Below are 13769 nucleotides of genomic sequence, written 5' to 3' on the forward strand. Positions count from 1 at the left end.
TCCGCTTACTTGACGCTCAGGTGCGTCTTCGACTGCGCTTCGTGGTACTCGTCGTGGAACTCGTAGGTGCCGGCCTTCAGCGGCCCGACGAGGATCTCGACCGACTTGCCGGCCGGCACGACCTTCTCCGCCTTGAAGTCGTCGCTTTCGAATTCCGCCGGCGTCGCGTCGAGGTTCTTCACGACGAACTTGACCTTCTTGCCGGCCGGAATCGTCACGCCATCCGGCGAAAACTTGTGGTCCTTCAGGGTCAGATTGACGACATCGTCGGCCGCGAAAGCGGACGTTGCCGACGCGCCCAGCAGGGCCAGTGCGAAGCCGAAAGCGAAACGGTTCATGTGCGTAATGAATGGAAATATCGAAGAGAATCGATAGTAAGATCGATTCGCATTTCCATCACGGAGTACCCTTACTCCGCGCATGGAGATCGTGCGCCCCGAATGTGACACACGCGTTGTCCCGCAAGGCTCCGCAGGAGATTGCGGACAATGCGCGACAGTCAATCGGGGGAAATTCGGGCTGACGCGCGCCGTGGAGCGTCTATTCGTCTGACTTCAATATTACAAAGTGCCAACGCGATACCGATCGGATCACGACGAACGGCGCTTGACCTTCCCACCATGGCAAGCTTCATCATCGCTTCGTTCGTCAATCGTCAACTCAGGAGCACACGATGGAATTCGAAGTCCAGGACATGACCTGCGGCGGCTGCGCCAACGCGATCACGCGCGCCGTGACGGCAGCCGACCCGGCCGCGAAACTCGACATCGACGTGGCCGCAAAGACCGTCAAGGTCGAATCGGCGCAAGGCGCCGAACGCGTGCAGTCGATCATCGAGGCGGCGGGCTTCCACCCGGCGCTGCGCTCGGCCTGAAGGACGCGGGCGCGGAACGCGGGCACGACGCCGACCGGCGCCGCGCCCGTGAGTACGCCCGTCGGCCGCGTCAGCGCAGCCGGATCAGCGTCGACTTCAACTCCGTGTATTTCTCGAGCGCGTGCAGCGACTTGTCGCGGCCGTTGCCCGACTGCTTGTAGCCGCCGAACGGGAAATTCATGTCGCCGCCCTCGTCGTAGCAGTTCACCCATACCGTGCCCGCGCGCAACCGGCGCGACACGTCGTGCGCGGTCGTGAGGTCGGATGTCCACACGGCCGCCGCGAGCCCGTACTCGGTATCGTTCGCGATCCGCACCGCGTCGTCGACATCGTCGAACACGATCACTGACAGCACCGGCCCGAAGATTTCCTCGCGCGCGATCTTCGCATCGGGCTTCACCTCGAACACCGTCGGCTCGACGTAGAAACCGCCCGTCTCTTCCCTCACGCGCGTGCCGCCGGTGACGAGCGTGCCTTCCTTGCGCCCCGCGTCGATGTAGCCGAGCACGCGTTCGAGCTGAATGCCATCGACGATCGCGCCCATCGAAACCGACGGATCGAGCGGGTTGCCCGGCACGTACGCACGCGCGGCCGCGACGAGCTTCTCGATGAACGCGTCCTTGATGTCGCGATGCACGAGCAGGCGCGAGCCGGCCGTGCACATCTCGCCCATGTTGTAGAAGATCGCGCCGGCCGCGGCCCGCGCGGCGCGGTCGAGATCCGGACAATCGGGCAGCACGATGTTCGGCGACTTGCCGCCGAGTTCGAGCCACGCGCGCTTCAGGTTCGACTGCGCGGCATATTGCATGATCAGCTTGCCGACCGCGGTGGACCCGGTGAACGCGATGCAGTCGACGTCGCGATGCAGCGCGAGCAGCTTGCCCGGCTCGCCCGCGCCCGGCACGACGTTGAACACGCCGGCCGGGATGCCGGCCTCGTAGGCGAGCTGTGCGACACGGATCGCGGTCAGCGGCGACTTCTCCGACGGTTTCAGCACGACGCTGTTGCCGGCCGCGAGCGCCGGGCCGAATTTCCAGGCGGCCATCAGGATCGGGAAGTTCCACGGGACGACGGCTGCCACCACGCCGACCGGCTCGCGCGTGACGAGGCCGACGAGATGATGGTCGGCCGGCGCGACTTCGCCGCCGACCTTGTCGATCGCTTCGGCGAACCACTCGACGCAATACGCGGCGCCCGGCACGTCGACCGTCGTGGTGTCGCCGATCGGCTTGCCGGCGTCGAGCGTCTCCAGCAGCGACAGTTCGTCGAGGTGTTCGCGCATCAGCGCGGCCCAGCGCAGCAGCACGGCCTTGCGCGCACGCGGGTTCAACCCGGCCCACACGCCGGCATCGAACGCACGACGCGCGGCCGCGACGGCAGCGTTCACGTCGGCTTCGCCGCAATCGGCCACCTTCGCGAGCACGCGACCGTCGATCGGGCTCACGCAGTCGAACGTCTTGCCGCCGTGCGCGTCGCGCGACGCGCCGTCGATGAATGCGCGCCCTTCGATCTCGAGCGACGCCGCCTTGTCCTGCCAGTCAGCCAAAGTCAACTTGTTCATTCAGGATGCCTCAATGGTTGTGTCATTCGCGCTGCGGCACGCCGCGCAACGGCAACACGGCCGGCGGCGAATGCGGTGATGCGCGCTCAGAAGGTGGCCGGCGAATTGGCCGACACGACCTCGCAGAGTTGTTCCGCGCTGGGATTGCGAAAACGGTGCGGCAAACGGCTTTCGAAGTAGTAGCCGTCTCCGGGGTCGAGCAACCAGGTCGCGCCGTCGACGGTGAGCTCGAGCCGGCCCGACACGACGACGCCGCCCTCGTGCCCCGCGTGCACGAGCATCTCGGGCCCCGTATCGGCGTGCGGCTGGTAGACCTCGCGCATGATGCACATGTTGCGGTCCTTCACGCCCGCGCCGACGAGGTGGAACGCGAGCGCGTCGTTGCCGAGGTTCGGCATCTCGTCGCGGCGCGACACGATCGAGCGCGACTCGACCAGCTCGAACGTGAAGAACTCCGCGAGACTCATCGGGATGCATTCGAGCAGCTTCTTCAGCGAGCCGACCGACGGGCTCACGCGGCCCTGCTCGATCAGCGAGATCGTGCCGTTGGTCACGCCGGCGCGCTTCGCGAGTTCGCGCTGCGACAGGCCATGCTTGTTGCGCACGAAACGCAGGCGCTCGGCGACTTCGGTGGACATCGATTCGGTTTCGGACACGATATGTAGTGCGGTGAAAAAGTGAAACGACGCATTGGGCTCGTTCGGCGCGTGTTGAATATTCTAATCACTTTATGCCGCGCATCAGCGGGGAAAACCCTGAAAGGCGTTCGAAATAATGAACACCCGATGCATCATTCCATTTACGAATCTTTTATTCGCAATGCCTCGGGAAAGCCCTGACACAAGACCGTCAAAAAACATTTGACGCCGTTATTGGCTCGTATATGCTGGCTCTCAGGTCAGCGTCATTGGCCATTCATTGGCACCAAAAAACGTTATCGCAACGCAAAAATTGATGCCTTTCGATGTAAGTGACGCAAACCCGGCACCTTGATTATTTTAAACGCCCCGCGCGCCGAAACGATCAGGTGTTCAATACTTTCAACAAACCAGTCGAGTGTAATCGTGAGAGTCCGTGGCCCTCTGGTGAGGTGGGATCGAGGCGATGTGCGAAGTTTGCGCAGCGCTGCTCCCGCTTCCGATGGCAGTTGCGGCTGGCATAGTCCTCGCCTGCTTCACCTGTCGATCTACACCATCCTGTCCCGTCGTTCTGTTCGGCGTCACAACGCCGTTTCCGCACGCGCATTCGTGGCCGTCGATACCGACGAAGTCGCGTCGCTGCTGCCATAGCGCCTCTCCCCCTTTTCTCGTCGTTCGTTTCAGCTGTCTGTTCGTTATCCGCGTCGTCCGCGGTGACGGAACGCGTTCGCGCATCCATTGCCGCGTCGCGTAGCACAGCAAAACGAACGACGGCCTGACCGTCGCGCACGGCGCGGGGCTTCCCCGCCGTGCCCATTCACCAGCGGCCTCGCGCATCTCGCCAGGCTGCGGGGCGCTGTCGCGCCTGCGTTTTCGCACGTTGCGGCGCAGCGCATGCAGCATCCTTATGGATAACTGATTGACGTCATGGAAAGAAAACCCCTGGTCGGCATCACCGCCGACTTCACGCAAATCGGCGCCCATGCGTCGCATACGGTTGGCGACAAGTACGTCGCGGCGATCGTCGACGGCGCACATGCGTTCGCGATGGTGCTGCCCGCACTCGGCGATCGCCAGTCGGTCGACGACGTGCTCGACACGGTCGACGGCCTGTTGTTTACCGGCAGCTACTCGAACGTCGAGCCGCACTTGTACGGCGGCGACCCGAGCGCACCCGGCACGAAGCACGATCCCGCACGCGACGCGACGACGCTGCCGCTGCTGCGCGCGGCGATCGCCGCGGGCGTGCCCGTGCTGGCCGTATGCCGCGGCTTTCAGGAGCTGAACGTCGTCTGCGGCGGCACGCTGCATCAGCGCGTGCACGACGTGCCGGGCCTCGCCGATCACCGCGAGGACGACGACGCGCCGATGGACACGCAATACGGCCCCGCGCACGTCGTGCACCTGACACCCGGCGGCGTGCTGCACACGCTCGCCGGCGGCCGCGACGACGTTCACGTGAACTCGCTGCACAAGCAGGGCATCGCGCAGCTCGGTTCCGGCCTCGCCGTCGAAGCCGTCGCGCCGGACGGCCTGATCGAAGCCGTCAGCGTCGTCGATGCCCCGGCCTTCGCGCTCGCCGTGCAATGGCACCCCGAATGGCGGCATGCGCACGATCCGCTGTCGAGCGCGATCTTCCGCGCGTTCGGCGATGCGTGCCGCGCGCGCCGCAACGCCCGCACGCGCGCCACGGCCGCCGCCGCGCTCGCCTGAGCGCCGACCCACATAACGAGAACAGACATGCAAGACATCGAAGACTTTCTGAAGCAGCACCGGATCACCGAAGTCGAGGCGATCATTCCCGACATGGCCGGCATCGCGCGCGGCAAGATCACGCCGCGCAACAAGTTCACGTCCGGTGAATCGATGCGGCTGCCGCAGGCCGTGATGGTGCAGACCGTCACCGGCGAATATCCGGAAGACGGGTCGCTCACCGGCGTCACCGATCCCGACATGGTGTGCGTGCCCGACACGTCCACCATCCGCCTGATCCCGTGGGCGGTCGACCCGACCGCGCAGGTGATCCACGACTGCGTGCACTTCGACGGCTCGCCGGTCGAGATCTCGCCGCGCTACGTGCTGCGCCGCGTGCTCGACCTGTACAAGGCGAAGGGCTGGAAGCCGGTCGTCGCACCGGAACTCGAGTTCTACCTGGTCGACATGAACAAGGATCCGGACCTGCCGCTGCGTCCGCCGGTCGGGCGCACCGGCCGCCCCGAGACGGGCCGCCAGTCGTATTCGATCGAGGCCGTCAACGAGTTCGATCCGCTGTTCGAGGACATCTACGAGTACTGCGAAGCGCAGAACCTCGACATCGACACGCTGATTCATGAGGTCGGCGCCGCGCAGATGGAGATCAACTTCATGCACGGCGACGCGCTGTCGCTCGCCGATCAGGTGTTCCTGTTCAAGCGCACGGTGCGCGAGGCGGCCCTGCGTCACAACATGTACGCGACCTTCATGGCCAAGCCGATGGAGCACGAGCCGGGCTCCGCGATGCACGTGCACCAGAGCATCGTCGACGAGGAAACCGGCCGCAACCTGTTCACGTCGCCGGAAACGGGCGGCGCGACGTCGCTGTTCTACAACTACCTCGCCGGGCTGCAGAAGTACACGCCGGCGCTGATGCCGATCTTCGCGCCGTACATCAACTCGTATCGTCGGCTGTCGCGTTTCATGGCCGCGCCGATCAACGTGCAGTGGGGCTACGACAACCGCACGGTGGGTTTCCGCATCCCGCACTCGGGCCCGTCCGCCCGCCGCATCGAGAACCGGATCCCGGGCGTCGACTGCAACCCGTACCTCGCGCTCGCGGCAACGCTCGCGGCCGGCTACCTCGGCATGACGCAACGGCTGGAACCGACCGAGCCGCTCGTCAGCGACGGCTACGAGCTGCCGTACCAGCTGCCGCGCAACCTCGAGGAAGGGCTCACGCTGATGGCCGCATGCGAGCCGCTCGGCGAGATTCTCGGCCACAAGTTCCTGAAGGCGTATTTCGCGCTGAAGGAAACCGAATACGAAGCGTTCTTCCGCGTGATCAGCTCGTGGGAACGCCGTCATCTGCTGCTGCACGTGTAAGCACGCGCACAACGCACTATCGAATTACGGAGGAAACATGACGTACCGCAACGAATCCGCGTGGATCCAGCCCGCCGCACCGGCGGCCCGCACGACGCAGGCGCGCACGACCGCCGAATATCGCGCGCTCGACGCCGCGCACCACATCCACCCGTTCTCGGACATGGGTGCACTGAACCGCGCGGGCAGCCGCGTGATCGTCAAGGCCGACGGCGTGTATCTGTGGGACTCGGACGGCAACAAGGTGATCGACGGGATGGCCGGCCTCTGGTGCGTGAACGTCGGCTACGGCCGCAAGGAACTCGCCGACGCCGCGTATCGCCAGCTCCAGGAACTGCCGTTCTACAACACGTTCTTCAAGACCACGCACCCGCCGGTGATCGAGCTGTCGGCGCTGCTGGCCGAAGTGACGCCCGCCGGCTTCAACCACTTCTTCTATTGCAACAGCGGCTCGGAAGGCAACGACACCGTGCTGCGCCTCGTGCATCAGTACTGGCGCGTGCAGGGCAAGCCGCAGAAGAAATATGTGATCTCGCGCAAGAATGGCTACCACGGCTCGACGATCGCCGGCGGCACGCTCGGCGGGATGGGCTACATGCACGAACAGATGCCGTCGAAGGTCGAGCACATCGTGCATATCGACCAGCCGTATTTCTTCGGCGAAGCACAGGCCGGCGAGACGCCGGAAGCGTTCGGCCTCGCGCGTGCGCAGCAGCTCGAAGCGAAGATCCTCGAACTCGGCGCGGAGAACGTCGCCGCTTTCATCGGCGAGCCGTTCCAGGGCGCGGGCGGCGTGATCTTCCCGCCGTCGACGTACTGGCCGGAAATCCAGCGGATCTGCCGCAAGTACGACATCCTGCTCGTCGCCGACGAAGTGATCGGCGGCTTCGGCCGTACCGGCGAATGGTTCGCGCATCAGCACTTCGGTTTCGAGCCGGACCTGATCACGATGGCGAAGGGCCTGACGTCGGGCTACGTGCCGATGGGCGCGGTCGGCATTCACGAGCGCATCGCGCGCCCGATCATCGACAACGGCGAATTCAATCACGGCCTCACGTACTCGGGCCATCCGGTCGCGGCGGCCGTCGCGGTCGCGAACCTGAAGCTGCTGCGCGACGAAGGGATCGTCGAGCGCGTCAAGCACGACACGGGCCCGTACTTCCAGGCGCTGATGCGCGAAACCTTCGCGCGCCACCCGATCGTCGGCGAAGTGCACGGCCACGGGATGGTCGCGAGCCTGCAGCTTGCCGAAGCGCCGGCCGAACGGCGCCGCTTCGCGAACGGCGGCGACGTCGGCACGCTCTGCCGCGACTTCTGCTTCAACGGCAACCTGATCATGCGTGCGACCGGCGACCGGATGCTGCTGTCGCCGCCGCTCGTGATCTCGCGTCAGGAAATCGATGAACTCGTATCGAAGGCGAAGAAGGCCGTCGATGCGACCGCCCAGCAGTTGGGCCTTTCGTAACGGCTTTGCCTACAGGCGTGCGGCGGGCGCCGCACGCCACCATAACCCAGGGGAATTCCACCATGCGTGCCTGCCTTCTTCGCCAAGCCTGTTCCGTCGCGGCCCTTGCCGCCGCGGCCGCGTTCACGTCGGTCGCCAGCCCGTCGGCGCATGCCGAGGACTTGAACGTCTACAACTGGTCCGATTACATCGCGCCGGACACGATCCCGAACTTCCAGAAGCAGACGGGCATCCACGTCAAGTACGACAACTACGACAGCGACGACACGCTGCAGGCGAAGCTGCTGGCGGGCAGCTCGGGCTACGACATCGTCGTGCCGACCTCGAACTACATGGCCAAGCAGATCCAGGCCGGCGTGTACCAGAAGCTCGACAAGTCGAAGCTCCCGAACCTCGCGAACCTCGATCCGCTGCTGATGAAGATGATCGCGGATGCCGACCCCGGCAACCAGTACGGCGTGCCGTGGGCGTACGGCACCGACGGCATCGGCTACAACGCGCAGGCCGTGAAGAAGGCGCTCGGCGACAAGGCGCCGGTCGACAGCTGGGCGCTGGTGTTCGACCCGGCCAACATGGAAAAGCTGAAGAGCTGCGGCGTGTCGTTCCTCGATCAGGCCGTCGACGTGTTCGCGGCCACGCTGCAGTACATGGGCAAGGATCCGAACAGCAAGAACCCCGGCGACTACCAGGCTGCATTCGAAGTCCTGAAGAAAGTCCGCCCGTACATCACGCAATTCAACTCGTCCGGCTACATCAACGATCTCGCGAACAACGACGTGTGCGTCGCGCTCGGCTGGTCGGGCGACATCGGCATCGCGCATCGCCGCTCGTCGGAGGCGAAGCGCTCGTACGACATCAAGTTCTCGAACCCGAAGGAAGGCGGCCTGCTGTGGTTCGACGTGATGGTGATCCCGAAGGATGCACCGCACGCGGAGGCCGCGCTGAAGTGGATCAACTACGTGTCCGACCCGAAGGTCAACGCGGCGATCACCAACACGGTGTTCTACCCGACCGCGAACAAGGCCGCGCATCAGTTCGTCACGCCGGCCGTCGCGCAGGATCCAACCGTCTACCCGCCCGAGGACGTGCTGAAGAAGATGGTGCTGATGAAGCCGATGCCGGCCGACATCCTGCGCCTCGAGAACCGTCTGTGGGCGCAGTTGAAGACGGGCCACTGATCGTAATCCATCGCGGCGGCGCAGGCATCGGCTAAGGATCGGCCGACACCTGCCCGCCCGAGATCCGCGGACGCTCCGTCCGCCCGCGCACACCGCGCGCCCTGTTCCATCGGCACGAGCCGTCGTCCGCGAGTCGCATTGCGCGCCCCGCGCGGGGACCCTCACGCCTGCAATCCGTGAAGAACGAATGGTGACTCCCATGCAATCGATACCCTCTTCCGCTGCTGCACGACAGACCCAACCGGCCGCCGCGGCCCGCTCGAAAAACGACGCGTTCGTGCGCATCGAAAACGTCGTGAAGAAATTCGGCGACAGCACCGCTGTCGACAACGTGAACCTGACGATCGCGAAGAACGAGTTGTTCGCGCTGCTCGGCAGCTCGGGCTGCGGCAAGTCGACGCTGCTGCGCATGCTCGCCGGGCTGGAGACGGCCACGTCCGGCAAGATCTTCGTCGACGGCGAAGACCTCGCGTCGCTGCCGCCGTACCGCCGGCCGGTGAACATGATGTTCCAGTCGTACGCGCTGTTTCCGCACATGTCGGTCGAATCGAACGTCGCGTTCGGGTTGAAACAGGAAGGCACGCCGAAGAACGAGATCAAGGAACGCGTGGCCGACGCGCTCGCGCTCGTGCAGATGAGCAAGTACGCGAAGCGCAAGCCGCACCAGCTGTCGGGCGGCCAGCAGCAGCGCGTCGCGCTCGCGCGTTCGCTCGTCAAGCGCCCGAAGCTGCTGCTGCTCGACGAACCGATGTCCGCGCTCGACAAGAAGATCCGCCAGAAGACCCAGCTCGAACTGGTGAACATCATCGAGAAGGTCGACGTCACCTGCGTGATGGTCACGCACGACCAGGAAGAAGCGATGACGATGGCGAGTCGCCTCGCGGTGATGAGCGAAGGCAAGATCGTGCAGATCGGCACGCCGGGCGAAGTGTACGAATACCCGAACAGCCGCTTCTCCGCCGAATTCATCGGTTCGACGAACCTGTTCGAAGGCCGCGTGGTCGAGGACGAGCCCGATCACATCTTCGTCGAGAGCGACGACCTCGAAGCGCGCATGTACGTGAGCCACGGCGTGACGGGGCCGCTCGGGATGCCGGTCGGCATCTCCGTGCGACCTGAACGCGTGCACGTATCGCGCGACAAGCCCGGCTCGCGCCACAACTGGGCGCGCGGCGTCGTGACCGACATCGCGTACATGGGCAGCTACTCGCTGTATCACGTGCGTTTGCCGAGCGGCAAGACGGTCGTGTCGAACCTGTCGAGCTCGCACCTGCTGCACGACGGTGCGCCGTCGTGGAACGACGACGTGTTCGTATCGTGGTCGCCGGCAAGCGGCGTCGTGCTGACGGCGTGAGGACGACATGATGAGAACTTCCGCTTCCACACCGTCCGCGCCGGTTCCCACCGGCGCCACCGCCGCGACCCCGGCCTCCAGACGCCGCAGCCGCTTCGCCGCCTTGTCGCGCTTCCTGCCGTCGGGCCGCAGCGTCGCGATCGGCGTGCCGTTCCTGTGGCTCACGGTCTTCTTCGCGCTGCCGTTCGTGCTGGTGTTCAAGATCAGCTTCGCCGACCAGGTGATGGGCATCCCGCCGTACACGGCGCTCGTCGAGATGAAGGACGGCGTCGTGCACTTCGCGCTGCAGCTGTCGCATTACGCGTTCCTGCTGAAGGACGACCTGTACATCGCGACCTATCTCAGCTCGCTGAAGATGGCGGCCGTGTCGACGCTGTTTTGCCTGTTGATCGGTTATCCGATGGCGTACTACATCGCGCGCGCCGAGCCCGGCCGGCGCAACGTGCTGATGATGGCCGTGATGCTGCCGTTCTGGACGTCGTTCCTGATCCGCGTGTACGCATGGATCGGCATCCTGAAGGACGACGGCCTGCTGAACCACACGCTGATCGCGCTCGGCATCATCCACACGCCGCTGCGGCTCTATCACAGCGATGCGGGCGTCTACATCGGAATGGTCTATTCGTACCTGCCGTTCATGGTGATGCCGCTCTACGCGCACCTCGTGAAGATGGACCTCACGCTGCTCGAAGCCGCATACGACCTGGGCGCCAAGCCGTGGGTCGCGTTCACGCGCATCACGCTGCCGCTGTCGAAGAACGGGATCATCGCCGGCAGCCTGCTGGTGTTCATCCCGGCGGTCGGCGAGTACGTGATTCCGGAACTGCTCGGCGGCGCCGACACGCTGATGATCGGCCGCGTGATGTGGGACGAGTTCTTCAACAACATGGACTGGCCGATGGCGTCCGCGGTGACGGTCGCGATGGTGCTGCTGTTGCTGGTGCCGATGGCGCTGTTCCAGTACTACCAGGTCAAGGAACTGGAGGAAGCGAAATGATCAAGCCAAGCAAACCGCTGTCGACGGGCGTCCTCGCCTTCGGCTTCCTGTTCCTGTACATCCCGATCATCAGCCTGGTCGTGTACTCGTTCAACGAATCGAAGCTGGTGACGGTGTGGTCGGGCTTCTCGCTGAAGTGGTACGCGGCGCTGTGGCAGGACGACGAGCTGCTGACCGCCGCATGGCTGTCGCTGAAGATCGGCCTGTTGACGGCCACCGCGTCGGTCGTGATCGGCACGTGGGCAGGCTTCGTGCTCGCGCGCTTCGGCCGCTTCAAGGGCTTCACGCTGTACACCGGGATGATCAACGCGCCGCTGGTGATTCCGGAGGTGATCCAGGGGATCTCGCTGCTATTGCTGTTCGTCGCGCTGGAGCAGATGTTCGGCTGGCCGAAGGGCCGCGGGATGGTGACGATCTGGATCGGTCACGTGATGCTCTGCGTGTCGTACGTGGCGATCATCGTGCAGTCGCGCGTGAAGGAGATGAACAAGTCGCTCGAAGAGGCCGCGCTCGATCTCGGCGCGACGCCGCTGAAGGTGTTCTTCGTGGTCACGCTGCCGCTGATCTCGCAGGCGCTGCTGTCGGGCTGGCTGCTGTCGTTCACGCTGTCGATCGACGATCTGGTGCTGTCGGCGTTCCTGTCCGGGCCGGGCTCGACGACGCTGCCGCTCGTGGTGTTCTCGCGCGTGCGGCTCGGCCTGAACCCGGAAATGAACGCACTGGCGACGCTGTTCATCACGGCCGTGACGATCGGCGTGATCGTCGTGAACCAGATGATGATCGCGCGCGAGCGGCGTCGCGTGGCCGACCTGAAGGCGGCCTTCGCGGCGGCCTGAAACGACGCCCCTTCCCCATCGATCGATAACAAGACCGGCGCACCGCGCGATGCGGCGCGCCCATCGAAACGCACTTTGACAGCCGCACGACTAGGAGAATCCGCAATGAAGAAGAAACTGATCTGCCTGCTGGTGGCCGGCGCGTTGCCTGGCATCGCGCTGGCCAGCTCGACATCCGCCGAGATCAAGGCGCTGCAGGCGCAGGTGGCCGCGCTGCAGAAGCAGATGAAGGCCATGCAGGCGCAGCTCGCCGCGCAACCGGGCGGCGCACCGGTCGCGCACGCGGGCACGGGCGGCTCGGCTGGCTCGGCGAGGCCGGTCATCGTGGCCGCCGATCCGTCGTCGCCGGACTACGGCAAGTCGCAGGCCGCGCTGACCAACGACGAAGTCAGCGAAATGAAGCAGCAGATCGCGAACCAGCAGCTGAAGGTCGACTCGCTGACCGACGCGGCCAACACCGGCCCGCTCGCGGGCCTGTCGGTCACGGGTTACATCGATCCGACCTACATCTACAACCGTGCGGCCGGTACGTCGTCGTTCCTGTTCGCGAACCACGAGAACGCGTACAACTACTTCAACAGCACGTTCGGCGACCTGTACCTCGACATCAAGAAGACCTTCGGCGTCGGCCCGATGGCGCCGTCGGCCGAGATCACGCTGATGCCGAACCGCGGCAACGGCATCACGCTGCTGCAGAACTCGCGCGGGTCGATCACCGACAACCTGCTGAACACCGCGGTCATCAACGTGCCGATCACCGCCGAGACGACGCTCGTCGCCGGCTTGATCCCGAGCTTCGGCGGCTACGAAGTGCAGCAGTCGAACCAGATGCTCACGCTCACGCACAACCTGCTGTACGACTTCTCCGATCCGGGCAGCTACGTCGGTGCGGGCGCGAACTACACGAAGGGTGCATGGGCGTGGAAGTTCTTCGTCGGCAACGAGCAGTACCGCACGTACGGCTCGGTCACGCAGACGGGCACCAACGCGCTCGGCGATCCGATCACGACCAGCAACAAGGTGCCGACCTTCACCGCGCGCGCGGACTACACGTGGTCGAGCGCGCTCGATCTCGGCGGCTCGATCAACATCGGCCGTCAGACGCTCGCGAGCGCGATCGATGCGGACGGCGTCGTGCACTATGGCCCGGGCGGCGCGGCGCCGAGCGCATTCGGCACGTTCTTCTTCGGCGAAGTCGACGCGACCTACACGCTGGCCGACATCCAGTACAACGCCGAACTCGACTACGGCCAGCAGCAGCACGCGGCGTACAACGGCGGCCTCGCGCAGTGGTACGGCCTGTCGCTGCTCGCGCACCGCAAGTTCAACGCGCCGGTGGTCGGCCGCATGGGCGTGACGCTGCGCTACGATGCGCTCGTCAACAGCAAGAACGGCGGTGGCGGCGGCGGCATCGCACTGAACGGCAACGGGATGGATCCGAGCAACGGCTTCGGCGTCGATTCGGACTGCCTCGCAACGTCGAAGGCCGGCGGTGGCCTCGGCTTCGAGTGCAAGGGCGCGATCCGTCAGGACGTCGCGCTCGACCTGCTGTTCTATCCGACCCAGCAGATCACCGTGAAAGTCGAATACCGGCACGACTGGGCGAACAACAAGGTGTTCCTGCGCAACGACGGGTCGTACGGCAAGTCCAACGACCTGCTCGCGACGCAGTTCATCTATTCGTTCTGATGCAGGCCGCACGGGGCACCGTGCCGCACGCATGGTGCCCCGCGTCGTTTCACCCGGCCGGCTCGCGGTGCGTCGCGCACCGCCGCCGGCCGTCTTCGA

The 13769-nt window shown here is 65.0% G+C and carries 13 protein-coding genes; 10 read left to right on the forward strand and 3 right to left on the reverse strand.

Annotation, left to right across the window (positions count from 1 at the left end):
* Window positions 1-5: 5 nt before the first annotated feature.
* Window positions 6-338 carry a cupredoxin domain-containing protein gene (locus C7H84_RS24240; RefSeq protein WP_059521142.1) on the reverse strand — a complete coding sequence of 111 codons (333 nt, stop codon included), beginning with the start codon at window positions 336-338 and terminating at the stop codon, window positions 6-8.
* Window positions 339-673: 335 nt separating this feature from the next.
* On the opposite strand from C7H84_RS24240, the gene C7H84_RS24250 reads away from it, so the two are divergent.
* On the forward strand, window positions 674-874 hold the full coding sequence (locus tag C7H84_RS24250; protein WP_006754615.1) for a heavy-metal-associated domain-containing protein: 201 nt from the start codon (window positions 674-676) through the stop codon (window positions 872-874).
* A gap of 70 nt (window positions 875-944) precedes the next feature.
* Here the strand turns inward: C7H84_RS24250 and C7H84_RS24255 are convergent, their stop codons facing one another.
* Both C7H84_RS24255 and C7H84_RS24260 read right to left on the reverse strand, forming a co-directional pair.
* Window positions 945-2435: an aldehyde dehydrogenase gene (locus tag C7H84_RS24255; protein ID WP_121861141.1), complete on the reverse strand. Its 1491-nt coding sequence runs from the start codon at window positions 2433-2435 to the stop codon at window positions 945-947.
* A gap of 86 nt (window positions 2436-2521) precedes the next feature.
* On the reverse strand, window positions 2522-3073 hold the full coding sequence (locus tag C7H84_RS24260; RefSeq protein ID WP_121861340.1) for a cupin domain-containing protein: 552 nt from the start codon (window positions 3071-3073) through the stop codon (window positions 2522-2524).
* A gap of 468 nt (window positions 3074-3541) precedes the next feature.
* Here C7H84_RS24260 and C7H84_RS37215 point away from each other — a divergent pair, with 468 nt between their 5' ends.
* From C7H84_RS37215 to C7H84_RS24305, 9 genes are all read left to right on the forward strand, one after another.
* On the forward strand, window positions 3542-3724 hold the full coding sequence (locus C7H84_RS37215) for a hypothetical protein (RefSeq protein ID WP_006402789.1): 183 nt from the start codon (window positions 3542-3544) through the stop codon (window positions 3722-3724).
* 276 nt (window positions 3725-4000) lie between these two features.
* Window positions 4001-4786 (forward strand): gamma-glutamyl-gamma-aminobutyrate hydrolase family protein, encoded by a 786-nt coding sequence (locus C7H84_RS24270; RefSeq protein ID WP_121861142.1) that lies wholly within the window; start codon window positions 4001-4003, stop codon window positions 4784-4786.
* Between the two features lie 27 nt (window positions 4787-4813).
* Complete coding sequence (locus C7H84_RS24275; RefSeq protein ID WP_121861143.1) at window positions 4814-6151, forward strand: glutamine synthetase family protein; 1338 nt, start codon at window positions 4814-4816, stop codon at window positions 6149-6151.
* A gap of 37 nt (window positions 6152-6188) precedes the next feature.
* Window positions 6189-7616: an aspartate aminotransferase family protein gene (locus C7H84_RS24280; RefSeq protein ID WP_121861144.1), complete on the forward strand. Its 1428-nt coding sequence runs from the start codon at window positions 6189-6191 to the stop codon at window positions 7614-7616.
* Between the two features lie 62 nt (window positions 7617-7678).
* Window positions 7679-8794, forward strand: a complete 1116-nt coding sequence (locus tag C7H84_RS24285) for a polyamine ABC transporter substrate-binding protein (RefSeq protein ID WP_121861145.1) — start codon at window positions 7679-7681, stop codon at window positions 8792-8794.
* Window positions 8795-8993: 199 nt separating this feature from the next.
* Window positions 8994-10148: a polyamine ABC transporter ATP-binding protein gene (potA, locus tag C7H84_RS24290; protein ID WP_121861146.1), complete on the forward strand. Its 1155-nt coding sequence runs from the start codon at window positions 8994-8996 to the stop codon at window positions 10146-10148.
* Between the two features lie 10 nt (window positions 10149-10158).
* On the forward strand, window positions 10159-11145 hold the full coding sequence (locus tag C7H84_RS24295; protein ID WP_121861341.1) for an ABC transporter permease subunit: 987 nt from the start codon (window positions 10159-10161) through the stop codon (window positions 11143-11145).
* Window positions 11142-11981 (forward strand): ABC transporter permease subunit, encoded by an 840-nt coding sequence (locus C7H84_RS24300; RefSeq protein ID WP_059535122.1) that lies wholly within the window; start codon window positions 11142-11144, stop codon window positions 11979-11981. The genes C7H84_RS24295 and C7H84_RS24300 overlap by 4 nt, the downstream gene beginning before the upstream one ends.
* A 105-nt stretch (window positions 11982-12086) precedes the next feature.
* Window positions 12087-13670: a DUF3138 family protein gene (locus C7H84_RS24305; protein ID WP_121861147.1), complete on the forward strand. Its 1584-nt coding sequence runs from the start codon at window positions 12087-12089 to the stop codon at window positions 13668-13670.
* The last annotated feature ends 99 nt before the right edge of the window (window positions 13671-13769 follow it).

Origin of the sequence: Burkholderia sp. Nafp2/4-1b, from assembly GCF_003635165.1 — a bacterium.
Lineage (GTDB): Bacteria > Pseudomonadota > Gammaproteobacteria > Burkholderiales > Burkholderiaceae > Burkholderia.